This is a genomic window from Lentzea sp. CC55 (assembly GCF_021056325.1).
Classification (GTDB): Bacteria; Actinomycetota; Actinomycetes; order Mycobacteriales; family Pseudonocardiaceae; genus Lentzea; species Lentzea jiangxiensis.
Map to the genome: position 1 here is coordinate 637,298 of NZ_JAJCXE010000019.1, position 26,922 is coordinate 664,219.

Consider the following 26,922-nt stretch of genomic DNA (forward strand, 5'->3'; position numbering starts at 1 on the left):
ATAGGGCTGATCGTTCCGCTCCAGTTCTTTCGGTAGGGATTCATGGAGACTCTTGAGTTTCAGTCCGAGGCGCGTCAGCTGCTGCAGCTGATGATCCACTCGATCTACTCGAACAAGGACACGTTCCTGCGCGAGCTGGTGTCGAACGCCTCCGACGCGCTGGACAAGCTGCGGCTGGAGTCGTTCCGCGACAAGGACATGAAGGTCGACGTCGACGACCTGCACATCGTGATCGAGACCGACCCCGCCGAGCGCACCCTCACCGTGCGCGACAACGGCATCGGCATGACGCGCGAGGACGTCGTGCGCCTGATCGGCACGATCGCCAAGTCCGGCACCGCGGAGTTCCTGAAGCAGCTCAAGGAACAGCAGTCCTCGACGTCCGACCTGATCGGCCAGTTCGGCATCGGCTTCTACTCGTCGTTCATGGTGGCCGACAAGGTCACCCTCGTGACGAAGTACCCGCACGCCGAGAAGGGCGTCCGCTGGGAGTCGACCGGCGAGGCCACGTACACGATCGAGGACGTCGACGACGCCCCGCAGGGCACCTCGGTGACGCTGCACCTCAAGCCGTCCGACGACGAGGACCGCCTGCCCGACTACACCGAGCCGTCGAAGATCCGCGAGATCGTCAAGCGCTACTCGGACTTCATCACCTGGCCGGTCCGCCTGGGCGGCGACGAGATCAACTCGCGCAAGGCCCTCTGGGCCCGCCCGGCCTCCGAGGTGACGGAGGAGGAGTACGCGGAGTTCTACCGCCACATCAGCCACGACTGGAACGCGCCGCTCGAGACCATCCGCATGCAGGCGGAGGGCACCTTCGAGTACCAGGCCCTGCTGTTCCTGCCCTCGCAGGCGCCGATGGACCTCTTCATGCGCGACGCCAAGCGAGGCGTCCAGCTCTACGTGAAGCGCGTCTTCATCATGGAGGACTGCGCCGAGCTGATGCCGGAGTACCTCCGCTTCGTCAAGGGCGTCGTCGACGCGGCGGACCTCTCGCTGAACGTCTCGCGCGAGATCCTGCAGCAGGACCGCCAGATCCAGCTGATGCGCCGCCGCCTGGTGAAGAAGGTCCTCTCGTCGATCAAGTCGCTCATGGGCTCCCGCCCCGACGACTACCGGAAGTTCTGGGGCGAGGTCGGCGCGGCGCTGAAGGAGGGCCTGCTCTCCGACCACGACAACCGCGACGCGATCCTCGAGATCTGCTCCTTCGCCTCCACGAACTCCGAGGACACGCCCACCACGCTGGCCGAGTACGTGGGGCGCATGAAGGACGGTCAGGAGCACATCTACTACATGACCGGCGACTCGCGGGTCGCCGTCGAGAAGTCCCCGCACATGGAAGCCCTGCGCGCCAAGGGCTTCGAGGTCCTCATCCTCACCGACCCGATCGACGAGATGTGGGTCGACTCCGTCCCGTCCTTCGACGGCAAGACCCTCCAGTCCGTCGCCAAGGGCCAGGTGGACCTCGAGACCGACGAGGAGAAGTCCGCGAACGAGGCCAAGGCCACCGAGTTCGCCGACCTCCTCACGTGGCTGAAGGAGCAGCTCGCGGACGACGTGAAGGAGGTCCGCCTCTCGTCCCGACTGACCACCTCGCCCGCCTGCGTGGTCGGCGACGCCCACGACATCACCCCGACCCTGGAGAAGATGTACAAGGCGATGGGCCAGGAGCTGCCGAAGATCAAGCGGATCCTCGAGCTGAACCCGTCCCACCCGCTGGTCGAGGGCCTGCACGGAGCGTTCGCGGCCGGCGAACGCGACGGCCTCGCCGACACCGCCGAGCTCCTCTACGGCCTCGCCCTGCTGGCCGAGGGCGGCGAGCTGGCCGACCCGTCCCGTTTCGTGAAGCTCGTGGCCGACAGGGTGCAGCGCACCTTCTAGCGGCCGGGACCTTCCCGTCGCAGGCGTGGCGGGTGGCGATGCGAACGCAGCCACCCGCCCCGTCCGGCGTTGGGCGGGGTGGCGTCAGGCGGGCGGAGTGCCGCCTGCCGGGCAAGGCGGTGCTGAGCGGAACGGCGTCGGGCGAGGTTGCGGCTGGTTGCTGTTCCGGCGGGGTGGTCATCTTGCGGCGTTGTCACCTTTGTGTGGTGGTCGCCTTGGAGCCTGTATCGCGCGTGGTTGAGTCATCGCCGCTTCGCGACGATTGCGATCGGGGCTTGACTTCGGGGCCCTCGCGAGATGCCGGGTCGGTCTGAAAAGCCGAGCAGAAAGGCTCGGCCGATCCGGGCAACGGTAGCATCTCGCACCCGAAGTCAAGCCCCGATCGCCGTCGTGGTTGCGCCATCACCGCTGCTCAGAGCCGTCTGGTCTGAACGGCTCGGCTTCGCCATCGCGCTCGGTGGCTTGGTGGCTCGCCTCCGGCTTCGCCCTGTTGGCCATGCGGTTCGCCTCGGCTTCGCCGTCGCGGTTGTCAACGGTGGCTCGCATCGTTCCGGACCGGCGGAGACTGTCAGACCCCGCGAGTACGTTGAGTCGCGGGGGACCTGGGATCAGAGGGGACCCCTGCGCGAGCCCGCCCGGCGCCGCAGCACTCGGAGCCTTCCGGCCGACCCGGCCAGACCCGCGAACCACTCCCGCAGCCTACTCAGTATCTTCAGTGCAGGCTGAAGTCAATCAATCTCGACGGCAATTGTCGGTGCGATGTGAAAGCCTGAAGGGGTGTCACGTGCTTCGCGGTCCCCGGCCGAGGCCTACGCCGACTCCCGGCGTCGCGCTCAGCGGCCCAAGCTGACCGACTTCGGCTCCGTCATCTCGTTCGAGCTGGACCCGTTCCAGCGCCAGGCCTGCGAGGCCCTGGAGGACGGTCACGGAGTGCTCGTCTGCGCCCCCACCGGCGCCGGCAAGACGGTGGTGGGTGAGTTCGCCGTGCACCTCGCGCTGAGCGAGGGGCGCAAGTGCTTCTACACCACGCCCATCAAGGCGTTGAGCAACCAGAAGTTCGCCGACCTCACCGCCAGGTACGGGCCGGAGAACATCGGTCTGCTCACCGGCGACACGAGCGTGAACGGTGGTGCGCCGGTCGTGGTGATGACGACCGAGGTGCTGCGGAACATGCTCTACTCGGGTTCGTCCACTCTGGACGGTCTCGCGTACGTCGTGATGGACGAGGTGCACTACCTGGCGGACAGGTTCCGCGGTCCCGTGTGGGAAGAGGTGATCCTGCACCTGCCCGAGCACGTCCAGGTGGTCGGTCTGTCCGCGACGGTCAGCAACGCCGAGGAGTTCGGCGAGTGGCTGGTCGAGGTGCGCGGCGACACCACGGTCGTGGTCGACGAGCACCGGCCCGTGCCGCTGTGGCAGCACATGATGGTCGGCAACCAGATGCTGGACCTGTTCGAGGGCGACGAGACGCACGCGCGGATCAACGCCCAGGTCCTGCGCAAGACCGAGGAGCTGACCCGGTACCACGTGCCGTTCAGCCGCGGGCGCAACCGGGGTGGCGGCGGGGGCCGGCCGCCGCGCAACACCGGGTACAAGCCGCCGTCGCGCATCGACATGATCCAGCGGCTCGACGCCGCGAGCCTGCTGCCCGCGATCGTGTTCGTGTTCAGCCGCGCGGGCTGTGACGCGGCGGTCGCGCAGACGGCGCGGGCCGGGTTGCGGCTCAACACGCCGGAGGAGACCGAGCAGGTCCGCCGGATCATCGACGAGAAGACGCGCGACCTGCCCGAGGCCGACCTGATGGTCCTCGGGTTCTGGGAGTGGCGCGAGGCGCTTGAACGCGGCATCGCGTCGCACCACGCCGGGTTGCTGCCCGCGTTCAAGGAGACCGTCGAGGAGCTGTTCGTCCGCGGTCTCGTGAAGGTCGTGTTCGCGACGGAGACGCTCGCGCTGGGCATCAACATGCCGGCGCGCACGGTCGTGCTCGAGAAGCTCGTGAAGTACAACGGCGAGGCGCACGTCGACCTCACGCCCGGCGAGTACACGCAGCTCACGGGTCGTGCGGGGCGGCGCGGCATCGACGTCGAGGGGCACGCGGTCGTCGTCTGGCAGCCGGGGATCGACCCGAAGTCGGTCGGTGGTCTCGCTTCCACGCGCACGTACCCGCTGCGGTCGTCGTTCCGGCCCGGCTACAACATGGCCGTCAACCTCGTGCTCCAGCTCGGCGCGGCGTCCGCGCGCGAGATCCTGGAGCAGTCGTTCGCCCAGTTCCAGGCGGACCGGTCGGTCGTCGGCCTCGCGCGCCGCATCGAGCGCAACAAGGAGGCGCTCGAGGGCTACTCCGAGTCCATGACGTGCCACCTCGGCGACTTCGCGGAGTACGCGTCGCTGCGCCGGCGCATCGCGGACCGGGAGAAGCAGCTCGCGAAGCAGAACACGAACGCGCGCCGCATCGAGACGGCCAAGTCGCTCGAACGGCTGCGCAAGGGCGACGTGATCGCGGTGCCGTCCGGCCGCCGCAGCGGTCTCGCGGTCGTGATCGACCCCGGTCTCGAGCCGATGGGGGAGGCGAAGCCCCTCGTCGTCACGGAGGACCGCTGGTCGGGGCGCCTCACGTCGGCGGACTTCCCGTCGCCGGTGGAGGTGCTCGGCCACGTCCGGCTGCCCCGGCAGGTCGACGTCCGCTCGCCCAAGTCGCGCCGCGACCTGGCCTCGACGATCCGCAACACCGGCATCACCGTGCCCTCGCGCGGCCGCAAGCGGACGACGGCGGACGACGACCCCGAGCTCGCGACGCTGCGCCGCGCCCTGCGCTCACACCCGTGCCACGGCTGCGACCAGCGCGAGGACCACGCGCGCTGGGGCGAGCGGTTCCACCGGCTGAAGGCCGAGACCGAGCAGCTGGAGCGCAAGGTCGCGGCGACGACGCACTCGCTCGCGCGCCAGTTCGACCGCATCCGCGCGTTGCTGCGCGAGCGCGGCTACCTGAGCGAGTCGGAGGAGGTCACGGCCGACGGCAAGCGCCTGACCAGGCTCTACAGCGAGTCGGACCTGCTGGCGGCCGAGTGCATCCGCCACGGTGTGTGGAAGGGCCTCAAGCCGGAGGAGCTCGCCGCCGTCGTGTCGTCGCTGGTCTACGAGGCGCGCCGGGACGGTCCCGTCGAGGCGCGCCTGCCGCAGGGCCCGGTGGCCGACGCGATGCTCAAGACCGTGCGGCTGTGGGCGGAGATCGAGGACGACGAGCGCCGCCTCAGGCTGGAGCGCATCACGCGGCAGCCGGACGCGGGCTTCGCGTGGCCGGTGTTCCGCTGGGCGCGCGGCGAGTCGCTCGAGAAGGTGCTCAGCGCCGCCGAGGCGGGGGGCAACGAGCTCGGCGCGGGCGACTTCGTCCGCTGGTGCCGGCAGGTGATCGACCTCCTGGACCAGATCCGTGACGTGGTCGGCCGGCAGGACCCGGTGGGCGCGGCGGCGGCGAAGGCCGTCGACGCGCTGCGCCGCGGAGTCGTGGCGATGATGTGACGTGGCCTGACGAAGGTTTTGCGAGTCGGAGTAAAGACTGACGTCAACGGTGTGATTGGATTTCGCCGCAACGTCGTACACACGGAGGTCGACAGATGAGCAGCCCGTACGGACCGTCCGGAGGGAACGATCCGCAGCAGCCCTGGGGCCAGCCGCAGCAGCCGCAGCAGCCCTACGGTGGCGGTTTCCCTCCCGGCACCCCGTCTGGCGGCTTCCCGGCTCAGAACCCCTACGGCCAGCCGCAGCAGCCCCAGCCGGGCCAGCAGCAGCCGTACCCGGGTTTCGACCCGTCGCAGCAGCAGACGCAGCAGTACGGCGTGCCCGGCCAGCAGCCGCAGTCGAACCCGTACGGCACCCCGCAGCAGGACCCGTACGGCCAGCAGACGCAGCAGTACGGCATGCCGGGCCAGCAGCCCAACCCGTACGGCCAGCAGCCGGGCTACGGCCCGCCGATGCCGCCGAAGAAGAAGTCCAGCGCGGCCATCTGGGTCGCCGCGGTGGTCGTCGTCCTGCTCGTCGGCGCCGTGCTGTTCACCGGTTTCGTGTCGCCGGCCTTCTTCAAAAAGAAGATCTTCGACAACACCGCCGTCCAGAACGGCATCGTCCAGATCCTGAAGGACGAGTACAAGATCTCCGACGTGGGCGCCGCGACGTGCAGCGGTGAGAACGAGGTCAAGCCCAACACCTCGTTCGAGTGCAAGGTCCAGGTCGGCGGCAAGGACAAGAAGGTCAAGATCGTCGTCAAGACCGAGGACGGCGAGTACGAGGTCGGCCAGCCCACCGGCTGATCGCGGTCGTGCCGGAAGGCGCCCCTTCGCGCGAGCGGAGGGGCGCCTTCCGCGTCCCGGGAAACTGAGGTGCGTTCGCCGTCGCGCTGGGCGACGATCGCGGGCGTGACGGAGATCCGCGTTCTCAGCGACGAATCGCAGTACCGCGCCCACAACACGCTCTTCCGCCGTGCGATGCACTGGGCCCCACTCAGCGACGAGCAGTGGAAGGTCACGCTGCCCTCCTACGAGCCCGGCAGGGTGCACGCGGCGTTCGAGGGCGACGAGATGATCGGGACGACGCAGTCCTACGGCGGCTCGATGGTGGTGCCCGGTGGCGCCGTCGTACCGCACTCGGCCGTCTCACGTGTGGGCGTCCGTGCCGACTACACGCGCCGTGGCGTGCTGAGCGCTCTGATGCGCGAACAGCTCTCCACGCTCCCGGACCCCGTGGCGACGCTGCGCGCGTCCGAAGGCCGCATCTACGGCCGCTTCGGCTACGGCCTGGCGGGCCGGGTGCGGTTCCTGCGCGTGGACACCCGCCGGGCCGTGATCCCGGGCGGCCCGACCGGCCGGGTGCGCATGGTGGACCCCGACACCGCCGACAAGCTCCTGCCGGAGCTGCACACCGCGTTCGGCCTCGGCAGGCCGGGCCAGATCTCGCGCTGGCCGGGGTGGTGGGCCAAGGCGCTCGACCGCGGGTCCGACGGCGACAACATCGTGACCGTGGTCCACAGTGGACCGGACGGCGACGACGGTTACGCGTCCTACAAGGCCTCCTCCGACAAGGACTTCAAGCACAAGCTGCAGGTCGTGGACTTCGCATGGGCGGACACCGACGCGTGGCGCGACCTGTGGATCTACCTGACCCGCCTGGACCTGGTCGACACCGTCGAGGTCGACGCGGCGCTCGACGACCCGCTCACCTGGCTCTTCGAGGACCCGCGCGTCGTGCACACCAAGGACGTCTTCGACCAGGTCTGGCTGCGCCTGGTGGACGTCCCGCGCATGCTCGCCGCCCGCACCTACGGCGTCGCCGAGGCCGTCGTCCTCGAGGTCCACGACAAGCTGCTGCCCGCCAACACCGGCTGCTACCGCGTCTCGGCCGACGGCGTCGAACGCGTCGAGGCACGGCCGGACATCACGATCCCGGTCGACCTGCTCGGTGCGGTCTACTTCGGCGACACGAGGTTCTCGGACCTGGCCGCGGTCAGGCGGATCGAGGGCGCGCGGTTCGGCGACGCGGACGCGTTGTTCGCGAGCCCCGTCGCGCCGCTGTGTTCGACGTTCTTCTAGAGCCGCACGGGCGCGGGTCCGGAGCGGTGGCCGCCCCGGACCCGTCCGTCAGGCGCGCCGCTCCATCGCGTTCACCAGCCGCGGCACCGAGCTGCCCAGCCCCCAGCGCTGCGTCAGCTCACGCAGCCGCTCCGGGTCGGCGGGCACGCGCGGCACCTCGTCGGAGCGGTCCAGCACGACGGGGGCGTCCAGCGCGGTGCGGACGACCACCGGTGCCGCGGCCAGGTACTCCTCGGCCGCGATGAGCGAGTTGCGGGCCTTGGTGGTGAGCTTGCGGTCCATCGGGTCGGTGACGGCCTCGAGCACGGCGTCGAGGGAACCGAACTCCGTGATGAGCTTGGCGGCCGTCTTCTCGCCGATGCCCGCGACGCCCGGCAGGCCGTCGGAGGGGTCGCCGCGCAGCACGGCCATGTCGGCGTAGGCGGAACCCGCGTTCTCGACGGGCAGCGAGTACTTGGCGGCCAGTTCCTCCGGGCCGAGGATCTCGACCTTGTTCCAGCCACGGCCGACGTAGAGGACGTGCACGGGTGTCGGTTCCGCGCGCACGACCTGGAACATGTCGCGGTCGCCCGTGACCACCTCGACGGGGGACTTCTTCTCGCGGTGGGCCAGCGCGCCGATCACGTCGTCGGCCTCGTAGCCCGCCGCCTCGCCGGTGCAGATACCGGCGGCGTCGAGAACGTCGAGGATGATCGGGATCTGCGGCGTCAGCGTGTCCGGGACCTCCTCCGACCCGTCGGTCGCGCCCTCGGCGACGCGGTGCGCCTTGTAGGACGGCAGCGCCCGCACCCGGAACTCGGGGCGCCAGTCGGCGTCGAGGCAGGCGACCAGGCGGGCCGCGCCGCGGTCGGTGATGACGCGCGCGATCGTGTCGACGAACCCGCGCACGGCGTTCACCGGCGTGCCGTCGGGCGCGGTCATCGAGTCCGGCAGCGCGTAGTACGACCGGAAGTAGAGGCTCGCGGAGTCGAGCAGCACCAGGGGAGAGCTCACGGGTGGACAAGCTACTAGGCTTTCCGGCATGGCAACGATCACCGGGCCCATCGACGTGTCCGCGCTGCGTGCGCGGCTCGACCGCGCTTGCGCCGCCGCCGAGCAGGCGGGCGTCGACGCCCTGCTCATCTCGCCCGGTTCGGACCTGCGGTACCTGATCGGTGCCGGGGGCGACTCGTTCGAGCGCCTCACCTGCCTCGCGCTGCCCGTGGGCGGCACGCCGAGGCTGGTCGTGCCGAAGCTGGAGCAGCCCGGCTACGCGGCCATCCCGACCGACGAGCTGGGCGTCGAGGTCGTCACGTGGGTCGACGGCGAGGACCCGTACGCGCTGGTCAAGGCCGCGCTGAAGGGCACGCGCGTCGCCGTGGCGGACATGATGCCCGCCCTGCACACCATCAAGCTCGGCCACGCCATCGGCGGCGAGCAGTCCCTCGCCGGCCCGATCATCCGCGAGCTGCGCATGCGCAAGGACGCCGCGGAGATCGCCGCCCTGCGCAAGGCGGGCGCCGCCATCGACCGCGTCCACGCGCGCATGGGCGAGTTCCTCCGCGTCGGCCGCACCGAGCGCGAGGTGGCCGTGGACATCGCCGCCGCCATCGTCGAGGAAGGCCACACCGTCGCCGACTTCGTGATCGTCGGCTCCGGCCCGAACGGCGCGTCCCCGCACCACCGCGACTCCGACCGCGTCGTCGGGGCGGGCGAGGTCGTCGTCATCGACATCGGCGGCCCGGTCGCCGAGGGCTACAACTCCGACTCGACCCGCACCTACGTGATGGGCGAGCCCGCGTACGACGACGTCCGCGAGACCTACGCGGTCCTGCAGGCCGCGCAGAAGGCCGCCGTCGAAGCCGTCCGACCCGGCGTGACGTGCGAGGAGATCGACGCGGTCGCCCGCAAGGTCATCGCGGACGCGGGCTTCGGCGAGTACTTCGTCCACCGCACCGGCCACGGCATCGGCCTGGACGTGCACGAGGAGCCCTACATCGTCAGCGGCAACTCCCTGCCGCTGGAAGCGGGCATGGCCTTCAGCGTCGAGCCCGGCATCTACCTGCCCGGCCGCTGGGGCGCGCGCATCGAGGACATCGTGGTCGCCACCCCGGACGGCGTCGAGTCCTTCAACAACCGACCTCACGACCTGGTGGTGCTTTGACCCTCGAGCAGATCGACAGGGCAATACTGAAGGAGCTCGCCTCGGACGGCAGGTGCAGCTTCACCGACCTGGCCGAACGCGTGGGCCTGTCCGTCTCGGCGGTGCACCAGCGGGTGAAGCGCCTGGAACAGCGAGGCGTCGTCAAGGGCTACGCCGCCCGCCTCGACGGCGCGGAGGTCGGCCTGCCGATGTCCGCGTTCATCTCGCTGTTCCCGATCAACCCCTCGGAGCCCGACGACTACCCGAAGCGCCTGGAGCACCTCCCGGAGATCGAGGCCTGCTACTCCGTGGCGGGCGACGCCTCCTACGTCCTGCGGGTCCGCGTCGCGTCGCCGGTCGCGTTGGAGGAGCTGCTGCAGAAGATCCGGGAGTCGGCCAACGTCTCCACGCGCACCACGGTCGTGCTGTCGACGCCTTACGAGGACCGGCCGCCCGCGGTGTGAGCGCGGGCCGCACGCGCCGCCGGGGTGGACCGGACGTGCTGCTGCGGTGGGGAGAACCCGCCGCAGCACCCGACTTCAGCCGACCCGCCCGTCGGCCAGCACCAGCACCCGATCAGCCACCTCGTGCACGGCCTCGTGATGGGTGGCGATCAACACCGCGGCCCCCTCGTCGGCAACCCGCCGCAACACCGCCACCGCCGCCACCGCGCTGACGGCGTCCAGGTGCGCGGTCGGTTCATCGGCGAGCAGGGCGGCAGGCCGGGCCACCACGGCCCGGGCCAGAGCGGCCCTCTGCCGCTGCCCGAACGACACCTGCGGGGGGAACCGCCCGCCCGAAGCGGAGATCCCCAGCTCCTCCAGCAACGGCGCGACCCCGTCGACGGGCAACCCGGCCAGCCGCAACGGCAGAGCGACGTTCTCCTCCAGCGTCAACTCCGACGCAAGCCCCAGGGCCTGCGGCAGAACGGCGCAGTCGGACCAGGAAGCCGGACCGGGCGACACCGACCCGCGATCCGGGACGTCGAACCCGCACAACAACGACAGCAGCGCGGTCTTCCCCGACCCGGACGGCCCGCTCAGCGTCACCAGCTCACCGGCGGCCACGGCCAGGTCCACCCCGCGCAGCACCGAGACCCCGCCGAAGCTCCGGTGCACCCCCGAAGCCCGGATCACGACGCGGCCAGCGGGATGCACAGGTCCGCCAGCGAGACCAGCCGGGGATCGTGCGACGCCACGACCGCGGGCACCGGCAGCGAGGCCAGCGTCTCCAGCACGAGGTCGGCGGACCGGACGTCCAGTTGCGACGTCGGCTCGTCCGCCACCACGACGGACGCCCCCTGCGCCACAGCGCACCCGAAGGCCAGCCGTTGCTGCTGCCCGCCGGACAGCGCGCCGATGCGCCAGGTCGCGGACCCGCCCAGCCCGAGGCGGTCGAGCAGCGACAGGTCGCGGGCGCCGGCCGCGCGCAGGTTGTCGCCGACGGTCAGGTGCGTGATCAGGTTGTCCGGCGGGTTCTGGAACACGACCGCGATCTCCTTGCGCCGCAACGCGCGCAAGTCCGACCACGACAGGGCGGAGGTGGGCACGTCGCGCACGTAGACCTCGCCGGCGGACGGTCGTTCCACGAGGGACAGCACGCGCAGCAGGGTCGACTTGCCGGAGCCGGAAGGGCCGGACAGCACGGTGAGGCCGGGCGCGATGGACAGCGACATGTCCGAGACGGCGCGCACGGAACCGTAGGACACCTCTACGCCACAAGCGCGGATCACCTGAGCAGCTCTCCCAACCGCGCGGTTCGCACACCGCGCAACGCAAGCCATGCCGCCACGAGGACCACCACGGCACCGCAGCTCACCATGACACCCAGCAGCGGCAGCAGGTTCGGGAGCACGGGGGCCGGGTTGAGCCAGGGGGCGGGATCCAGGCGCGGTACGGCCGCCCCGGTGCTCGTGAACGACGCCAGCAGGCCGACGGCCAGTGCCGGCAACGCGAGCGCGCCCACCTCCAGCAGGTGGCTCCACCACAGCACCGCCGGGCGCATGCCCATGCGGGCCGAGAGGGCGCCGGAGACGGCGTTCTGGCGGCGGCGCACCTCGACGGCCAGCAGCAGGGCCACGGCGGCGACCACGGCCAGCACGACGCCGATCGCGGCCACGAAGCCGAACGTCCACTCCACGGTCAGGAACGGCAGGCCGTCGAGCACGCGGGCACGGTCGACGACGTTCGTGTAGTGGATCCCCTGCGCCCGCAGCGCGGAGGTCAGGTCGGCCAACGGCAGCGCCGACCACAGGTGCCACGAGCCGACCTGGTCGACGGCGGGCACCGAGTCGCGCGCGACGACGTAACCGCGAGTGCCGAGCTTCGGGAACGACGGCAGCGATGCCACGGGCTTGAGCAGCGGCAGACCGGGGATCTGGATCTCCTGGTTCGCCGAGCGGCCGATGCGCACCGCGGGTGCGATGTCGCCGGTGCGCTTCAGGTCCGAGATGAGCGCACGGACCGAAGCAGCGTCGTCCAGGACGGCCGCGTCGGTGAACGTCGCCGGGTCCACGACCAGTACGCCGGTGCTCACGCCGACGAGAGTTGTGTTGCCGCGCAACGACGACGGCAGCTCGACGCGTCCGAGGGCGACGTCCTGCGACACCTGCACGGTGCTGTTGGCTCCGACGAACACGCCCGACTTGGAGGCGAGCGCCGACTGCTGCGCGTCCGCCACCGTGCTGCCGACGGCGATCGTGCCGACCGCCAGCACGCCCACGAGCAGCACGCCGGTCACGGGTCCGGCGGCCGCGGCCAGCCGGCGCACCGCGAACTGCGCGGCCGGGACCTGCCACCACCGCACGCGGTGCGACCAGCCGAGCGACCACCGCAGCAGCCTGGTCGCGAGCAGTGCCGCCGCCAGCACCACGAGCAGCGGGAACGCCAGCGCGGCCACGTCCACGCGCGGCAGCGAGCCCGCCTTCGGCGACGTGCCGAGCCCGTTGTCCGACAACCGGAACCAAGCGAGCACGGCGAGGGACGCCACGACCAGCTCCCACGGCACGAGGCCGAACCGACGCGCCCGCGCCCGCCGCTGGAACGTCCGATGCGCCCGCCACGACGCCACGAGCACCGTCACCGCCAGGCTCAGCACCACGACGCCGAGCACGAAGCCCAGCGCCACCCACAGCGTTCCGGGAGCCGGCACGACGCCCGGCGCGTACAGCGGCAGCAGCAGCCGCGCGGCCACCAGCCCCAGCACGCCGCCCAGCACCAGCGGCAGACCGAGTTCCAGCACACCGCGGAAGCCCAGCGCCAGCGGGCTCGCCCCGCGCACCCACAGCAGCCGCAGCTCCGAGTGCCGCCGCTGCGCCCACTGCACGGTCACGGTGCCGACGCCCGCGAGGCCGACCAGCACGCTGATGACCACCAACGGCAGCAGTGCCGACGAGACGTTGCGCTCGGACGTCCGCGCCGCCGCGATCGCGCCGGACAGCGGGTCGGTCCGCGTCAACGGCAGCCCGAGCGCCGTCAGCCGCGCGTTGCCCCGATCCCGCAGGGATTCGGCCTCGGCGAGCGTCGAGAGCCGCTCGGAGGCGAAGCGCAGCGTCACCGTGGCGTTCGACGCGAACTCCGGCGGCAGCAGCGCGAGGTCGGACGGGCTGGACACCCAGATCACCGACGTGCTGGCGCCGTCACCGCCCAGCGGGTTCGGCACCGCGGTCTTCGCCTCGGAGCACCACCACCCGTCCACCGGCTGCGCCAGATCGGCGTAGACGGCGGTCACCACGAGCGGGGACCCGGTCAGCCGGTCGCCGACGCGCACCTTCGCGGCCGTGGCGATCGTCTGCGGCACCCACAGGCCCGTGCCGCCGCCCTGCAGAACGGTGAGGTGCGCCCGCGCGTCCGGCCGGTAGCCGAACCGGCCGTAGGTCGCGATGCCGCCGAAGTCCGGCCTGCCGATCCGCGAGTAGGCGCCGCCGAGGTCGCTGCGGGCGGCCATCGAGACGGCCTGCGACAGCGGCAGGCCCTCGCCGTCGAGGCCGGGGTGCACGGTGTGCGGGCAGATGCGGTCCTGCTGGTAGGCGAGCGCGGCGCTGCCCGAGGCGGACGAGTGCAGCGCGGCGGCGGCCACCACGAAGCCCAGCAGCAACGTCGTCACGATGCTCACGACGAGGGTGAGCGGACTCGACAGCGCTGCCCTGGGCGCGGCTCTCCACGGCAACTGCACGAGCGCACGCTAACCGGCGTTCGTCGTTTTGGGGAGGCTCGGGAGGTAACGGAACGATTCGGCGCGGCAGGGACTCCGGACCGACCGTTGTCACGCACCCGAGCCCGGTGGCTAGAGCGCGAACCCCTCCGGGAACGGATCGGACGGGTCGAGCAGGTACTGGCCCATGCCCGTGATCCACGCGCGTCCGGCCACGGTGGGCACGACGGCCGTCCGGTCCCCGAGAGGGACCTCTTCCAGCAGACGGCCGATGAACCTGGTGCCGATGAACGACTCGTTGACGAAGTCCGTCCCGATCCCCAGCTCCCCGCGGGCGTGCAGCTGGGCCATCCGGGCGCAGGTGCCCGTGCCGCAGGGGGAGCGGTCGAACCAGCCGGGGTGGATCGCCATCGCGTTGCGCGAGTGGGCGCCGTCCTCGCCGGGCGCGGTGAACTGGACGTGCTTGCAACCGCTGATCGCCGGGTCCACGGGGTGCACCGGGCGGTTCACCGCGTTGATCCGGTCCATGATGGACAGTCCGGCGGCCAGGATCCTGTCCTTCTCCGCCCTGTCGAACGGGATGCCCAGGTCCGCGAGCGGCACGATCGCGTAGAAGTTGCCGCCGTAGGCCATGTCGTAGCGGACCTCGCCGAGCCCCGGCACGTCCACGACCGCGTCCAGCTCGTGCGCGTACGCCGGGACGTTGCGGATCGTCACGAGCTTCGTGCGGGTGTCGTAGTCGGCGAGCACCAGCCCCGCCGGGGTGTCGAGGCGGACGGTGGTGACGGGTTCGGTCACCTCGACCATGCCGGTCTCGACCAGCACCGTCGCCACGCCGATCGTGCCGTGCCCGCACATCGGCAGCAGACCGGACACCTCGATGAACAGCACGCCCCAGTCGGCGTCCTCACGGGTCGGCGGCTGCAGGATCGCGCCGCTCATGGCCGCGTGGCCGCGCGGCTCGTTGACGAGGAGCCTGCGGACGTGGTCGTGGTCCTCGATGAAGTTCAGGCGCTTCTCGGCCATCGTCGCGCCGGGGATCACGCCGACGCCACCGGTGACGACCCGCGTCGGCATGCCTTCGGTGTGGGAGTCGACGGCGCTGAAGTACTTCGCGAACCTCATGATGTGGCCAGCGCCATGTCGGCGTCGACCTGCGCGAGCTGCTCGGCGCTCAGCGGGCCGCGCGGGGGACGGCACGGACCGCCGTAGCGGCCGACGTAGTCCATGGAACGCTTGATGGCCTGGACGAACTCGGTGCGCGAGTCCCAGCGGAACGCCGGCACGAGCTTCTCGTACAGCGCGCGTGCCTTGTCCAGCTCGCCGTCGCGCGCCAGGGTGAACAGCTCGACGCTCTCGGCGGGGAACACGTTGGGGTAGCCCGCGAACCAGCCCGTCGCGCCCATCAGCAGGCTCTCCAGCACGACGTCGTCCGCGCCCGCCACGACCGTGAGGTGCGGGGCGGCCGCGCGGATCTCCAGCACGCGCCGGACGTCGCCGGAGAACTCCTTGACCGCCACGACGTTCTCGATCTGGCCGAGCTCGGCGAGCAGGTCCGGGGTCAGGTCCACCTTGGTGTCGATCGGGTTGTTGTAGACCATGATCGGCAGCCCCGCCTTCGCGACCTCGCGGAAGTGGTGCACCACCTCGCCGCGGTTGGCCCGGTACATGGTGGGCGGCAGGCACAGCACGCCGTCCGCGCCGTCCTCGGCCGCGAGCTCGGCCCAGTGGCGGGCCTGGTGCGCGCCGACGCCGTGCACGCCGATGACCGCGATGCCCTTGCCCTTCACCGCGGCGATGGCGGTCTGCGCGACCTCACGGCGTTCGGCGTCGGTCAGCGACGAGTACTCGCCCAGGGAGCCGTTCGGGCCGACGCCGCGGCAGCCGTTCTCGACGACCCACCGGCAGTGCTCGGCGAACCTGTCCAGGTCGGGGCGCAGTCCTGCCGGGGCGTTGCGGTCCTCGGCGTAGGGCAGCGCGGTGGCGACGATGACGCCGTCGAGGCGTTCGGTCATGACTTCTCCTCCGGGAGGTCGGCGAGTTCGCCTAGGGGGATCGGGACCGCGATCACGCGGCGCTGGCCGTCGAACGGGACGCCGGTCAGCTCGGCGGCGTTGCGGGCGCAGATGCGGCCCTGGCAGCGGCCGAGCGCGACGCGGCTGGACAGCTTCAGCTCGCGCATGCTCGTGGCGTCGGTGAGGTCGCCGAGGCGGACCTTCTCGCAGCGGCACACGGTGGTGTCCTGGTCGAGCCACGTCCGCCAGCCGGGCTGGACCTCGTGCGCCCTGGCCAGCGCCGCGGCGAACAGGCGGCCCCTGCGCACGGCCTCCAGCGCCTTCCCCGGCGGCGTGAGGCCGGCCGCGGCGGCCCCGGCGACGACCCCCTCCGCCTCGGCCAGGTCGGCGCCGCCGATGCCGGTGACCTCGCCGGCGGCGTAGACGTCCTCGACCGACGTCCGCTGGTGCTCGTCGACCTCCAGGAAGTCGTCGGTGCGCCTTGCCCGCGGCACCAGGTCGGTGCGGGGCAGGAAGCCGTAGCCGATGCAGACCAGGTCGGCCTGCACGGTGCGGTGGCTGACCGGGTGCCAGCCGCTGTCGAGCTTCGCGACGGTGACGTTCGGACCGCGCTTGGCGATCACCGCCGTGCGGGTTTCCAGGCGCGGCAGCACCTTCCGGTAGCGCGCGAGCTCGCCGAGCTTGTGCCGGTTGGCGGCGACGGCCTTCGCCTCGCGCAGCCACCGGGCGGGGGAGGAGGCCTCGTAGACGCCGACGAGCGTGGCGCCCATGTCCTGCAACGCGGTCGCGACGGGCAGCAGGAACGGGCCGGTGCCCGCGACGACCACGCGTTCGGCCAGCGTCACGCCCTGCTTCGCCAGCGCCTGGGCGGCACCCGCGGTGATCACCCCGGGGCCGTCCCAGCCGGGGAACGGCAGCGGGCGGTCGTAGGCGCCGGTCGCGATGACGAGCCTGTCGAACGCCAGCCGCCGCGGACCGCGCAGGTGCAGCGTGTGGTCCTCGACGAGCCACGCCTCGGTGTTCTTGAGGTGCGTCACGCCGCTGTGCGCGAACCCGGCCCGCCCGCGCAGGTACTGGCCGCCCGCCTCGGGTTCCGAGTCGACCATCGTGACCTCGGCGCCCGCGTCGGCGGCGGTCCTCGCGGCGGCCATGCCGGCCGGTCCGGCTCCCACCACGACGACCCTCACGGCGTCGTCCTGATCACGTCGCCGTCGCGCAGCGGGTGGCGGCACGCGCGGACCTCGGGCACGCCGTTGATCTCCGCGACACACCCGAAGCAGACGCCGATGCCGCAGAAGAACCTGCCCGGCAACAACTCCGCGACGTGGGCGACCTCGCGCCGCAATCCGTTGAACGTCACCTTCACACCATCACCTCCGGGCGGTCGACGCGGAACGGGCGGGGATCGACGAGCGGCTCCTCGCCGATGAGCAGCTGGGCGAGCAGCCGTCCGGTGGCCGGGGCGAGGCCGACGCCCGCGCCCTCGTGACCGGTGGCGTGCCAGAGGCCGGGCGTGCGCGGGTCCTCGCCGATGATCGGCAGGTGGTCCGGCGCGTAGGGGCGGAAGCCGCCGTACGCGCGCATGACCGGGACCTCCGCCAGCATCGGGAACATCGCGATCGCCCTGCGTGCCAACGCCGTGAGGACTTCGGTCTCGATCGTGTCGTCGAAGCCCTTGCGCTGGCGGCTGGAGCCGATGAGCACCGTGCCGGCCGGCGTCGACTCGACGACACCGGACGTCTGCAGGTCGGCGTCACCGCTCGCGACCGCTCCGACGTAGTCCGCGTCGTAGACCTTGTGCCGGATCCTGCCGGGGATCGGCGTGGTGACGAGCACGACGCCGCGCCGGGGCAGCACGTTGACGCCGAAGTTCCGCGCCCACGGCCCGGTGGCGTTCACGACCGCGCCGCAGCTGATCACGCCGTCCGCCGTCGTGACGCTGCGTCCGTCCGTTGTGGACACTTCGGTGCGTCTGACCTCGATGCCGCGCAACAGGGTCCGGGTGGCCTTGACGGGGTTGAGCTGGGCGTCCTCGAGGTAGTGGACGGCGGCGGTGACGGCGGGGTTGAGGTGCGGCTCGTGGGCCAGCGCCTCCTCGGGCGTGATCTCGCAGGCGTCCACGCCCGCGGCCCGCTGCCGCGCGGCGAACGCCCGCAGGGGACCGGTGGCCTCGGGGGTCGTGGCGACGACGAGGCCGCCCTTCTCCTCCCACTCGGCGTCGCCGGCCAGTTCCGGCCACAGCTCGCGGCTCCTCCTGGCGAGGTCGAGCTCCGGCCCCGGCTCCTTGTCGCTGACCAGGACGTTGCCCTCACCCGCGGAGCTGGTGCCCGACGCCGGCCCGTGGCGGTCGACGACGAGCACACCGAGCCCGCGCGCCTTCAACGCCTGCGCGCACGCGGCTCCGATGATGCCCGCGCCCATGACCACGACGTCCGGGTGCATCGCCACCTCCGTTCATTAGAATGAACGTTAGTGCTTCGGATACTCCAGCACCAGTACCGAGCTGACCTCACCGCCGACGGTCTCGTAGAGGTGCGGGACCGAGCCGGGGAAGCACACGTAGTCACCCGGCCCCAGCTCGTACGGCCGCTCGACCGGCCCGACCCTCAGCTGACCGCTCGTGACCAGCACGTGCTCCCTGCCGGGATGACCTTCGCTGGTCTGCGTGGCGCCGGGCCGCACCCGCTGGTCGTAGATCTCCAGCACGGTGTCCCCGGCGTCCATCCGCCGCATCAGCCGCAGGTCGACGGCGTTGCTGCTGAGCACCTCCACGTCCCGCGCCCGCACCAGCACCACGTCCGGCACCGTCCGCTCCGTCACGAGCTCCGACACCGGCACGTCCAGAGCGTTCGACAAACTGAACACGGTCTCGATCGTCGGATTGCCCGAACCGCTCTCCAGCTGCGACAGCGTGCCCTTGGCGATGGACGACCGCCGCGCGAGCTCCGACAGGGACAACCCGCGCTGCTCCCGGAACGCCCTGATGTTGGCGCCGAGAACCTGACCCGCACTCATAGCCGCTGATCGTTGCATAGGCTTGCGGCCATGACTGCGTACACGGAGGCGGAGGGCCGAACCCTCCGCACGGCCGTTTTCGGTGCCATGGTGCTCGTGTCCACCGCGGACCCCGGCTCGGTCGACGAGGAGAGCCAGGCGGGCGTCCGGGCCATCACGCTGCTCCCGGACGACCTGCGCGCCATCATCGCCGCCGCCCCGCCCGCCCTGCCGAAGGGCACGGCGTCCGATGTGGAGGCGGGCGTCCTGGCCGCCCTGCGCGACTCGGTGGCGATCATCAACGCCCACGAGCCGCGCGACGTGCCGATCTTCCGCGCGGCCGTCGCGGAGATGTGCCGGTCGGTGGCGGGGGCGGACGGCGAGGTGGCCGCGGCCGAGCGGCAGATGGTGACGCGGGTCGTCGAGGCCCTCGCCTGACGCGGCCCGCCGGCCCTCCGGTCAGGTCGCGCTCGGCCGCGACGCCAGCCACGCGGTGTGCTCCTTGCTGATCACGGCCTCCGTGTCGGCGACCGTGCTCGCCCAGTCGCTCTCCTGCACGTGGGGAAGCCGCTGGTAGACGTCCGCGAGCTCACCGGCCGCCGCCGCGTAGGTCACCCGCAGGTTCTCGTACTGCCGGAGCCCGATCCACGCGGCGCCGCCCGCGACGGCGGCGGCCATCACGCCGGAGAGGTCGACGTCCCAGACGCCGTTGATGCGCAGGATCGCGAACAGGATCGCGACCAGCTCGCCGACGATCATCAGGACGCGGAAGACGTTCGCGCGGGTCTCGTTCATCGCGGCCCGGTCGCGGTACCACTGCAGCTGCCGCAGCACGCGCGACTCGCGGTAGGCGTCCCTGCGTTCGGCGAAGGACTTCGCGCGCAGCGCGGACATGACCTCCTCGCCCGCGTCGTTCGCGCTGGTGAGCATGACCTCCCTGCGGTGCTCCTTCACCACGTCGGCGATGGCCAGTTCCAGGTCCCTGCGCGGCTGCGGCGCGGCACCGGAGAACGGGTCGCCCGCCACGGCGTAGCGCCAGGCCAGCGACTTCACGCGCTCGGCGACGGCCCGGCCCGCGTTCCACCTCTGCTCCGGGTGCATCACCCACAGCAGGAGCTCGCCGAACAGCGCGAGCAGGAACCCGCCCAGCGCCACCCAGGCCCAGACGTCGCTGCCGCCGACCTTCCACTTGAACGCACCGCCCACCGCCGCGACCACCGCGCCGATCAGCCGCACCCGGCTGAACAGGACGGTGAGGTGCTGTCCGCGCCGGGAGACGGCCTCCGCGTCGTGGTAGAAGCCGGGCAGGTGCGTCTCGTCCATCCGCTTCTCGTTCCCCTCTTCGGCACCTAGTCGTGAGCGGCCAAACGTTTGTTATCACGGCGGAGCGCCCGGCGGGTGCGTTCCGCGTGATCGGCGCCGGACGAGGTGCGTACGAGGCGGGACGGACGTCGGTCGCGGACCGCGACCGAGGAGCCGTTCGACGGCGACGTCGAGTGCGCGATGACCGCGGGTGGGACCTCGGGGCGCTGGTCTTGCGGGACCGGACGCGCGTCATCACCCGCGATCTCCGCGCGGTCCCCGGTTCCGGGGTGATCGAGGTGTGTTCACCCGTGCAGCGCAGGATTTCGCTGAGCGGTGACCGCGCCGTTCTCAGCAAGCGGAGCGCATGATGGGGAGATGCTGGAGGTACTGCGCAGGCAGCTGAGCGAAGGAATCTTCGAGAAGGTCGCGGGACCGGACCGCGCCGACCACGCGCGGCGGATCCACGAGGCGCCCGGACCGCGCCTGTTCGCCGACGACAGACCGATCCGGCACGTCCACGCCGACCACGCCATGTTCATCGGGGGGCTGCGGGCGTTGCTGCTGCAGTCGTTGCACCCGCTCGCGATGGCCGCGGTCGCGCAGCACTCCGACTACCGCACCGATCCGTGGGGCCGCCTGCAGCGCACGAGCCTGTTCCTCGCCACCACGACGTTCGGCAGGGTGGAGGACGCGGAGAAGGCCGTCGCACGGCTCGCGCGCGTGCATCGGCACATCCACGGCACCGCGCCGGACGGGCGGAAGTACCGGGCCGACGACCCGCACCTGCTGGCCTGGGTGCACGTGGCCGAGGTCGACAGCTTCCTGCGCTGCCACCGGCGCTACGGCGCCGAGCCGCTCGACGACTACGACGGCTACGTCGCCGACATGGCCGTCGTCGCGGAGGCCATGGGCATCCCTGACCCGCCGCGCACGACCGCCGAGCTCGAGGAGAGGCTGCGGTCCTACCGGGGCGAGCTCGAAGGCACGCCCGAGGCGCGGGAGGCGGCGCGGTTCCTGCTGTTCAAAGCCCCGCTGCCGCTGCTGGCACGTGGTCCGTACGGGATCCTGACGGCCACGGCGGTGGCGAGCCTGCCGGTGTGGGCGCGGATCCCGTTGCGGCTGCCCTACCTGCCGATCTCGGAAGCCACCGGTGTGCGGTTCGCGGGCCACGCGCTGATGCGCGGCATGCGGTGGGTCACGAGCTGAGGAAGTCCATCACCACAGGGGTGGCCTCGGCGCGGAACTCCTCGAAGTAGCCGTGCCGTGCGCCCTCGACGAGGTGCATCCGGGCGCCCGGGATGCGTTCGGTGATCAGCGGGGCGTTCGCGGCCGGGTTGAAGACGTCCTCGGTGCCGTGCACGACGAGGGTCGGCGCGGTGATGGACGGCAGGACGTCCCACGCGTCGTGCTCGGCGCTGGCGAAGAGGTGCCGCTTGCGCGCGTACGGCGGCATCCAGGGGTCGCCGAGCGTGTTGAACGGGCCGCGGTAGGCGGGCGTGTACATCAGCTCCTCCAGCGCCCTGCGCGCCTTCATCGGGTCGGCCTGGGCGAGGGACTTGCGCACCTCGGCGCTGCGCTCGATGCCGTGCGCGCCGCCGGGGGAGGTGCAGCCGAGCACCAGCCGGTCGACGTACGAGCCGTGTTCGGCCGCGATCCACTGCGCGATCCGGCCTCCCATCGACGTGCCGTAGACGTGCGCGGTCCCGATGCCGGCGTCGTCGAGTACCGCGATGCAGTCCGAGGCGAACAGCCGCGTGCTGTAGGGGGCGTCGGGCTTGTCGCTGGAGCCGGTCCCGCGGTGGTCGGTGACGATCGTCGTGAACCGCTCGGAGAAGTCCGGCAGGACCTGGGACCACCACTTCGAGGAGTTCGCCTGCCCCGCGATGAGCAGCAGCGCGGGCCCGGAGCCCTCGACCGAGTAGGAGAGCCTGGTTCCGTCGGCGGCACGAGCGCGGGGCACGGCGAGAAGTCTAGATCCTTGACTTCGCGATAGATGGTCTAGTCCAATTCGAGGTAGGACCCCCTGCCGGCCGCCACGCGTGAGGGATGGAGCAGCCATGCTGTTGTTCGCTCGAATATCCGCGGTGGCCGCACTGGTGCTCGGCACCGTGGTCGTGAGCCTCGCCCCTGCCAGCGCCGCCGGTGTCACGGCGACGTTCTCCAAGCAGTCCTGGAGCACCGGCTACACCGCGACGGTGACGATCAAGAACGAGACCAGCGCGGCCGTCAGCTCCTGGAAGGTCGAGTTCGAGTACCCGGCCTCGACCTCCGTCGGTGCCTACTGGGACTCGCTGCTCACCAGGAGCGGCACCCGCAACACGTTCGCCAACCGCGAGTACAACGGCTCGATCGCCCCCGGCGCGAGCGTCTCGTTCGGCTTCAACGCCGCCGGCACCGCCGACCCGGCGAACTGCACGGTCAACGGCGCCGCCTGCACCGGGGGCACCGGACCGACGACCAGTTCGACGACGAGCACGACCACCACCACCACGACCACGACCACGACGACCACCACCACGACCGGTCAGCCGCCCACGGGACAGCTGCCGCGCAAGGTGCTCGTCGGCTACCTGCACGCGAGCTTCGCCAACGGCTCCGGCTACATCCGCATGAAGGACGTGCCGGACGAGTGGGACGTCATCAACCTGTCGTTCGCCGAGCCCACCAGCGCGACGAGCGGGGAGCTGCGGTTCACCCAGTGCCCGGTGGCCGAGTGCCCGAACGTCGAGTCCGAGGCCGAGTTCATCGCCGGCATCCGCGCCCAGCAGCAGAAGGGCAAGAAGGTCAACATCTCCATCGGCGGCCAGAACGGCCAGGTGCGGCTGGAGACGACGGCGGCGCGCGACGCGTTCGTGCGCTCGGCGTCGGCGATCATCGACAAGTACGGCCTGAACGGGCTCGACGTCGACTTCGAGGGCCACTCGCTGTCTCTCGACGCCGGTGACACCGACTTCAAGAACCCGACCACGCCCGTGGTCGTGAACCTGATCTCCGCGCTGCGCTCGCTGAAGGCGCGCTACGGGGCCGGCTTCGTGCTCACGATGGCGCCGGAGACGTTCTTCGTGCAGGTCGGCTACCAGTTCTACGGCGGTGCGGGTGGCGGTGACTCGCGCACGGGCGCCTACCTGCCGGTGATCGAGGCCATGCGCAACGACCTGACGTTGCTGCACGTGCAGGACTACAACTCCGGACCCGTGATGGGGCTGGACAACCAGTACCACAACATGGGCGGCGCGGACTTCCACGTCGCGATGACCGACATGGTGCTCGCCGGGTTCCCCGTGCGGGGTGACGCGACGAAGTTCTTCGCGCCGCTGCGCCAGGAACAGGTCGCGTTCGGCCTGCCCGCCGCCATGTACGCGGGCAACGGCTTCACGTCCGTCGCGGACGTGCAGACCGCGCTGGACTGCCTCACCAAGGGCACTCGGTGCGGCAGCTACAAGCCGAAGGGCGTGTACCCGAACCTGCGCGGCCTCATGACGTGGTCGATCAACTGGGACAAGTACAACAACTACGAGTTCTCCAAGGCCCACCGGGCTCATCTGCCCCGATAGCGCGGTCGGGGGCGGCCCGCGGGCCGCCCCCGCACCCCGTCAGGCGAGCGTGGACCAGAACTGCAGCTCGTAGGCCTGCAGCAGACGGCCGTAGCGCCACGCGTGCTTCGGCTGCCAGCCGGCGTCCAGCGACGCCTGGATCGCCGCCACCGCGCGCTCTTCGAGCTGCGGCGCGGGAGTCGCGAAGAAGTCCACGAACCCGCACGCCTCGTCGCCGAAGCCGTAGTGCTCGCGCAGCCCCTTCGCCATCCGCGCGCAGTACCCGCCCCACGCCGTGAAGTTCGCGAGGATCGCGAGGACCACGTCCGTCGGCTCGCCGTTGAGCGCCATCCACGCCTGGTACGCCGGGTAGGCCTGGCAGCCGGGGAACGGCTCGTAGGCGTGGAAGTCCTTGGCGGACATGCCGGCGGCCTCGGCCAACGGGGGCAGCATCGGCAGCACGAGCTCCTCGCCACCGGCGAGCAGCGTGAAGAACGCCCGCGCGTTCGGCTCCTCCGCCTTCGACGCGAGCGCGAGGAATGTTCGCCAGTCCGACGACACGATGTGGTTCTCTTCCGCGGCGAAGGTCTGGATCACGGCACGCGGAGCCTGCCCGGTCTCGATCAGCTTCACCACGAGGTTGTCGTGGTCACCGGGGTGCAGCTCCGTGCGGATGCGCGTGACCAGCTCTTTTGCGTTCATGGTCGAGATTCTCGCGCACCCGGGAAATCGTTCGCCAGAGCGGCGGGCGATCGGGGAGCATCTTCGCCCGTGGCTGAACACACCTACCGAGTACTCGTCCGCGGGCGCTTCGCCGACCTCACCGACGACCAGTGCACGACCCTGCGCGAGCGCTTGCGGGGCTTCGACTTCCTGCGCGACGCGGGCTTCAGCGAAGAGGGTGCGCTGTCCTACGACGAGAAGCTCGACTTCTTCAGCTACCGCGTGGTGCTGACGGCGTCGGAGAAGCCGGACGAGGCCGGTCTGCGCCGCGCGTCGACGGCGCTCGACGAGCTGGGCGTGGACTTCCGGGGCCTGAAGGCCAAGGTCACCGACATGGACGAGATGAAGATCAACCGCCCGAAGCGGCTCGGCTGAACCGGAACGGGCCCGCGCTCCGGGAACGCGGGCCCGTCCTGCCCGGCGGTGCTAGGGGTTCGGGTAGTGCGCGAGGTAGGCCTCGGTGGAGCCCGCCGTCGCCGTGCCACCCGCGTTGTTGATGATCCGCTGGATGGTTCCCTTGCCGCCCAGCGACACGGTCACCATGCTGTGGAACTTCACACCGGGGGTGTTCGGCACCTCGAACGCCCGGTCGGCCACCACGGACGGGTTCGCGTTCATGAAGGCGTAGCTGCCCAGGCCCCACGCCTCGTGCGTCGTGACGTTGTCGGAGACCTTGTACGCCGCATAGCCGCGCGTCGAGCCGTTCATCCACGCCGCCTGGTTGGGCACCTCGTACGGCATCTCGTTCTGGTAGAAGTACGTCCGGCCGCCCTGGCCGTTCCAGATGGTCTGGTACTTCTGGTAGTGCTCGACGAACAGGCCGTACATTGTCACGTTGTTCCCGTTGACGACCAGTCCGGTGTCGGCCGTGTTGAGGTCCCAGCCGACGCCGTAGGAGTGGTCACCGCGCCACAGCCACAGGTGGTCGCCGATCACGTTGTGGCTGTTGACGACCAGCGAGGTCGTGGCCCGCCCGACGGCCGAGCCGCCGATGCGCACGTACACGTCGTGCAGCGAGGACGGGTTGGCCGAGTGGCTCGCGCCGCTGCCCGGCGCGCCCATCCGCACCAGCAGCGGCGAGTTGGTCGGCGCCGCGTCGACCAGCAGGCCGGCGAGCTTCACACCGTCCACATCGGCCACGTCGATCGCCATGTTCCCGTTGGTGGGCATGACGGTCGCGAGCCCGAGACCCATCACCACGGTGTCGGGACGGGTGACGCGGATCGGCTCGGACACCTGGTGGATGCCCGGCGTCAGCAGCAGGTGCTTGCCGGCCGCGAGCTGCTGGTTCATCGTCGCCGCCGAGGTGCCCGGCTTCGCGATGAAGAACTGCGACAGCGGGATGTTCGTGCCCTGCTGCGTGCCGGACGCCCACGTGGTGCCGCTCGTGCCGGAACGCAGGGCCGGGACGAACACGTTGTAGTTCCCGCTGCCGTCGACGTTGAGGAACGGCTTCTCCCGCACGAGGGGGGTCTGCGCCACGTTCGTGTACGGCGGCTCCGGGAACGAGGTCTGCGGCGCGTTGCGGGCACCGACGAACACCATGTTCCAGTTCTCCCCGGTCCACGACCCCCACTCGGTGTTGCGCGACAGCCACTGCTGCTGCGAACCGGAGCGGACCTGGCCCGTGACCACCGAGTCGGCGAGGAAACCGCCGCTGGACCAGCCGTTGTCGTCGAGCTGCACGTTGCCGTAGGTCTTGGTGCGGCGCATCGCGGACGCCTGCGAGACGGCCCACGTGTTGGTGCCGCCCGGCGGCCGGATCGCGAGGTTCTCCGCGCCGCGCCAGAAGTTGTGCGTCGCGTTGCCCTGGAACCAGTCGGCCTCGACGTGCACCTGGCCGTTGATCGTCACGCCGTCGGGCAGCAGGCCCAAGCCGAGGACCTGGGTGAAGAAGCCGATGTTGACGTCGACGTCGTAGTTGCCGGGCTTGAACATGATCGCGTACCGGCGTGCGTCGTACTGGCCCTGCTCCTGCTGGCGGAAGACGTCGTCCAGCCGCGCCTGGATGGTCGACGCCGGCATCGACGGGTCGAAGACCAGCACGTTCGGGCCGAAGTCCGGCTGACCGGGGTTCGGGTTGCCCGGGGAGAGGCGGAACAGCTGCGCGTTGGTCCCGTTGCAGGTGTACTGGACCAGTTGCACGTCGCCGGTCGACGCGCCCGGCACGTCGAGGCACTTGCCGCTGTGGCGGCTCACGAACCGGTAGGTGTCGGTCCCGACCTGTTCGGGGCGCCACTGCTGGTTGTTCGCGTTGAAGTTCTGCCACATGTGGATCGCCGCGTTGTCCGCGGCGGACACGTTCGAGACGTCCCAGACCGCGCCTTCGCCGACGGTGTGGTACCCATCGCTCGTGGCGGTGAACTTCCAGGTCTGACCCGAGCAGCCTTGTTGGCGGAGCTGTGCGCCGTTGGCCGTTCCCAGCGACTCCACGCACTTTCCGCTGCCGACGTTCGTCACTTGATAAGCGGTTCCGGGCACCACGTCGGCCTGGGCCGCGACCGTCCACACGGGAACGATCGCCGCTGCTGCCAACGCTGCCACCAGCAGGGGGGTTCTCACAGGTCACAGGGTGCGGTCGGTCCGTTGCAACCGTCAACGAACTTAACGGT

Annotated in this window: 24 protein-coding genes; 10 read left to right on the plus strand and 14 right to left on the minus strand. The window is 71.0% G+C overall.

The genetic code is table 11. The features are described from left to right. Positions 1–42: 42 nt before the first annotated feature. The 4 genes from htpG (at position 43) to L6E10_RS14785 (ending at position 7,466) form a co-directional block, all read left to right on the plus strand. Positions 43–1,884 carry a molecular chaperone HtpG gene (htpG, locus tag L6E10_RS14765; protein ID WP_236220070.1) on the plus strand — a complete coding sequence of 614 codons (1,842 nt, stop codon included), beginning with the start codon at positions 43–45 and terminating at the stop codon, positions 1,882–1,884. Between the two features lie 777 nt (positions 1,885–2,661). Beyond that, positions 2,662–5,403, plus strand: a complete 2,742-nt coding sequence (locus L6E10_RS14770; RefSeq protein WP_236220071.1) for an RNA helicase — start codon at positions 2,662–2,664, stop codon at positions 5,401–5,403. Between the two features lie 95 nt (positions 5,404–5,498). Then, positions 5,499–6,191: a DUF4333 domain-containing protein gene (locus L6E10_RS40335; RefSeq protein WP_275676481.1), complete on the plus strand. Its 693-nt coding sequence runs from the start codon at positions 5,499–5,501 to the stop codon at positions 6,189–6,191. Between the two features lie 69 nt (positions 6,192–6,260). After that, positions 6,261–7,466 carry a GNAT family N-acetyltransferase gene (locus tag L6E10_RS14785; RefSeq protein WP_236220072.1) on the plus strand — a complete coding sequence of 402 codons (1,206 nt, stop codon included), beginning with the start codon at positions 6,261–6,263 and terminating at the stop codon, positions 7,464–7,466. Between the two features lie 48 nt (positions 7,467–7,514). Here L6E10_RS14785 and L6E10_RS14790 read toward each other — a convergent pair whose 3' ends face one another. Further along, positions 7,515–8,459, minus strand: coding sequence for a 5'-3' exonuclease (locus L6E10_RS14790; RefSeq protein WP_236220073.1), 945 nt, complete (start codon positions 8,457–8,459; stop codon positions 7,515–7,517). A gap of 28 nt (positions 8,460–8,487) precedes the next feature. On the opposite strand from L6E10_RS14790, the gene L6E10_RS14795 reads away from it, so the two are divergent. Together L6E10_RS14795 and L6E10_RS14800 are read left to right on the plus strand one after the other, a co-directional pair. Further along, the gene (locus L6E10_RS14795) at positions 8,488–9,609 is read left to right on the plus strand and encodes a Xaa-Pro peptidase family protein (protein ID WP_236220074.1); all 1,122 of its coding nucleotides are present in this window, start codon (positions 8,488–8,490) and stop codon (positions 9,607–9,609) included. Continuing rightward, the gene (locus tag L6E10_RS14800; RefSeq protein WP_090098115.1) at positions 9,606–10,052 is read left to right on the plus strand and encodes an Lrp/AsnC family transcriptional regulator; all 447 of its coding nucleotides are present in this window, start codon (positions 9,606–9,608) and stop codon (positions 10,050–10,052) included. The genes L6E10_RS14795 and L6E10_RS14800 overlap by 4 nt, the downstream gene beginning before the upstream one ends. Before the next feature lie 75 nt (positions 10,053–10,127). Here the strand turns inward: L6E10_RS14800 and L6E10_RS14805 are convergent, their stop codons facing one another. The 9 genes from L6E10_RS14805 to L6E10_RS14845 all read right to left on the minus strand — a co-directional run bounded on the left by L6E10_RS14805 (position 10,128) and on the right by L6E10_RS14845 (position 18,770). Next, entirely contained in the window at positions 10,128–10,706 is a 579-nt protein-coding gene (locus tag L6E10_RS14805) for an ATP-binding cassette domain-containing protein (RefSeq protein ID WP_236220075.1), read from the minus strand. Between the two features lie 14 nt (positions 10,707–10,720). After that, positions 10,721–11,296 (minus strand): ATP-binding cassette domain-containing protein, encoded by a 576-nt coding sequence (locus tag L6E10_RS14810; protein WP_236220076.1) that lies wholly within the window; start codon positions 11,294–11,296, stop codon positions 10,721–10,723. Between the two features lie 20 nt (positions 11,297–11,316). Beyond that, on the minus strand, positions 11,317–13,761 hold the full coding sequence (locus L6E10_RS14815) for an ABC transporter permease (protein ID WP_236220077.1): 2,445 nt from the start codon (positions 13,759–13,761) through the stop codon (positions 11,317–11,319). A gap of 111 nt (positions 13,762–13,872) precedes the next feature. Then, positions 13,873–14,865, minus strand: a complete 993-nt coding sequence (locus tag L6E10_RS14820; protein ID WP_236220078.1) for a proline racemase family protein — start codon at positions 14,863–14,865, stop codon at positions 13,873–13,875. Continuing rightward, a complete protein-coding gene (locus L6E10_RS14825; RefSeq protein ID WP_236220079.1) occupies positions 14,862–15,755 on the minus strand; it encodes a dihydrodipicolinate synthase family protein in 894 nt (297 codons plus the stop codon). The genes L6E10_RS14820 and L6E10_RS14825 overlap by 4 nt, the downstream gene beginning before the upstream one ends. Next, the gene (locus L6E10_RS14830; protein ID WP_308102791.1) at positions 15,752–16,942 is read right to left on the minus strand and encodes an FAD-dependent oxidoreductase; all 1,191 of its coding nucleotides are present in this window, start codon (positions 16,940–16,942) and stop codon (positions 15,752–15,754) included. Before L6E10_RS14830 ends, L6E10_RS14825 begins: the two co-directional genes overlap by 4 nt. Beyond that, complete coding sequence (locus tag L6E10_RS40795) at positions 16,939–17,115, minus strand: 2Fe-2S iron-sulfur cluster-binding protein (protein WP_308102792.1); 177 nt, start codon at positions 17,113–17,115, stop codon at positions 16,939–16,941. The genes L6E10_RS14830 and L6E10_RS40795 overlap by 4 nt, the downstream gene beginning before the upstream one ends. 2 nt (positions 17,116–17,117) lie before the next feature. Beyond that, the gene (locus tag L6E10_RS14840; protein ID WP_236220080.1) at positions 17,118–18,197 is read right to left on the minus strand and encodes an FAD-binding oxidoreductase; all 1,080 of its coding nucleotides are present in this window, start codon (positions 18,195–18,197) and stop codon (positions 17,118–17,120) included. 27 nt (positions 18,198–18,224) lie between these two features. Further along, positions 18,225–18,770: a helix-turn-helix domain-containing protein gene (locus L6E10_RS14845; RefSeq protein ID WP_236220081.1), complete on the minus strand. Its 546-nt coding sequence runs from the start codon at positions 18,768–18,770 to the stop codon at positions 18,225–18,227. 30 nt (positions 18,771–18,800) lie between these two features. On the opposite strand from L6E10_RS14845, the gene L6E10_RS14850 reads away from it, so the two are divergent. Then, on the plus strand, positions 18,801–19,187 hold the full coding sequence (locus tag L6E10_RS14850; RefSeq protein ID WP_236220082.1) for a TerB family tellurite resistance protein: 387 nt from the start codon (positions 18,801–18,803) through the stop codon (positions 19,185–19,187). Positions 19,188–19,208: 21 nt separating this feature from the next. Here the strand turns inward: L6E10_RS14850 and L6E10_RS14855 are convergent, their stop codons facing one another. After that, positions 19,209–20,072, minus strand: a complete 864-nt coding sequence (locus L6E10_RS14855) for a DUF4231 domain-containing protein (protein ID WP_236220083.1) — start codon at positions 20,070–20,072, stop codon at positions 19,209–19,211. 357 nt (positions 20,073–20,429) lie between these two features. Between L6E10_RS14855 and L6E10_RS14860 the strand changes: the two genes are divergently transcribed. Beyond that, positions 20,430–21,260, plus strand: coding sequence for an oxygenase MpaB family protein (locus L6E10_RS14860; RefSeq protein WP_236220084.1), 831 nt, complete (start codon positions 20,430–20,432; stop codon positions 21,258–21,260). Here L6E10_RS14860 and L6E10_RS14865 read toward each other — a convergent pair. Further along, positions 21,250–22,014: an alpha/beta fold hydrolase gene (locus L6E10_RS14865; RefSeq protein WP_236220085.1), complete on the minus strand. Its 765-nt coding sequence runs from the start codon at positions 22,012–22,014 to the stop codon at positions 21,250–21,252. The genes L6E10_RS14860 and L6E10_RS14865 overlap by 11 nt on opposite strands. 97 nt (positions 22,015–22,111) lie before the next feature. On the opposite strand from L6E10_RS14865, the gene L6E10_RS14870 reads away from it, so the two are divergent. Next, positions 22,112–23,608, plus strand: coding sequence for a chitinase (locus L6E10_RS14870; protein ID WP_236220086.1), 1,497 nt, complete (start codon positions 22,112–22,114; stop codon positions 23,606–23,608). A 39-nt stretch (positions 23,609–23,647) separates the two neighbouring features. On the opposite strand, the gene L6E10_RS14875 is transcribed toward L6E10_RS14870, so the two are convergent. Next, entirely contained in the window at positions 23,648–24,289 is a 642-nt protein-coding gene (locus L6E10_RS14875) for a transcriptional regulator (RefSeq protein WP_236220087.1), read from the minus strand. Positions 24,290–24,358: 69 nt separating this feature from the next. On the opposite strand from L6E10_RS14875, the gene L6E10_RS14880 reads away from it, so the two are divergent. Beyond that, positions 24,359–24,685: a DUF6204 family protein gene (locus tag L6E10_RS14880; protein WP_236220088.1), complete on the plus strand. Its 327-nt coding sequence runs from the start codon at positions 24,359–24,361 to the stop codon at positions 24,683–24,685. Between the two features lie 51 nt (positions 24,686–24,736). Here the strand turns inward: L6E10_RS14880 and L6E10_RS14885 are convergent, their stop codons facing one another. Continuing rightward, a complete protein-coding gene (locus L6E10_RS14885; protein WP_236220089.1) occupies positions 24,737–26,872 on the minus strand; it encodes an RICIN domain-containing protein in 2,136 nt (711 codons plus the stop codon). Positions 26,873–26,922 lie beyond the last annotated feature (50 nt).

Bases quoted from the DNA above. Each gene is read 5' to 3' on its own strand.
- L6E10_RS14855 (WP_236220083.1), bottom strand. From the start codon at position 20,072: ATGGACGAGACGCACCTGCCCGGCTTCTACCACGACGCGGAGGCCGTC.
- L6E10_RS14825 (WP_236220079.1), bottom strand. From the start codon at position 15,755: ATGACCGAACGCCTCGACGGCGTCATCGTCGCCACCGCGCTGCCCTAC.
- L6E10_RS14875 (WP_236220087.1), bottom strand. From the start codon at position 24,289: ATGAACGCAAAAGAGCTGGTCACGCGCATCCGCACGGAGCTGCACCCC.
- L6E10_RS14860 (WP_236220084.1), top strand. From the start codon at position 20,430: ATGCTGGAGGTACTGCGCAGGCAGCTGAGCGAAGGAATCTTCGAGAAG.
- L6E10_RS14845 (WP_236220081.1), bottom strand. From the start codon at position 18,770: ATGAGTGCGGGTCAGGTTCTCGGCGCCAACATCAGGGCGTTCCGGGAG.
- L6E10_RS14820 (WP_236220078.1), bottom strand. From the start codon at position 14,865: ATGAGGTTCGCGAAGTACTTCAGCGCCGTCGACTCCCACACCGAAGGC.
- L6E10_RS14870 (WP_236220086.1), top strand. From the start codon at position 22,112: ATGCTGTTGTTCGCTCGAATATCCGCGGTGGCCGCACTGGTGCTCGGC.
- L6E10_RS14840 (WP_236220080.1), bottom strand. From the start codon at position 18,197: ATGCACCCGGACGTCGTGGTCATGGGCGCGGGCATCATCGGAGCCGCG.
- L6E10_RS14795 (WP_236220074.1), top strand. From the start codon at position 8,488: ATGGCAACGATCACCGGGCCCATCGACGTGTCCGCGCTGCGTGCGCGG.
- L6E10_RS14850 (WP_236220082.1), top strand. From the start codon at position 18,801: ATGACTGCGTACACGGAGGCGGAGGGCCGAACCCTCCGCACGGCCGTT.
- htpG (WP_236220070.1), top strand. From the start codon at position 43: ATGGAGACTCTTGAGTTTCAGTCCGAGGCGCGTCAGCTGCTGCAGCTG.
- L6E10_RS40335 (WP_275676481.1), top strand. From the start codon at position 5,499: ATGAGCAGCCCGTACGGACCGTCCGGAGGGAACGATCCGCAGCAGCCC.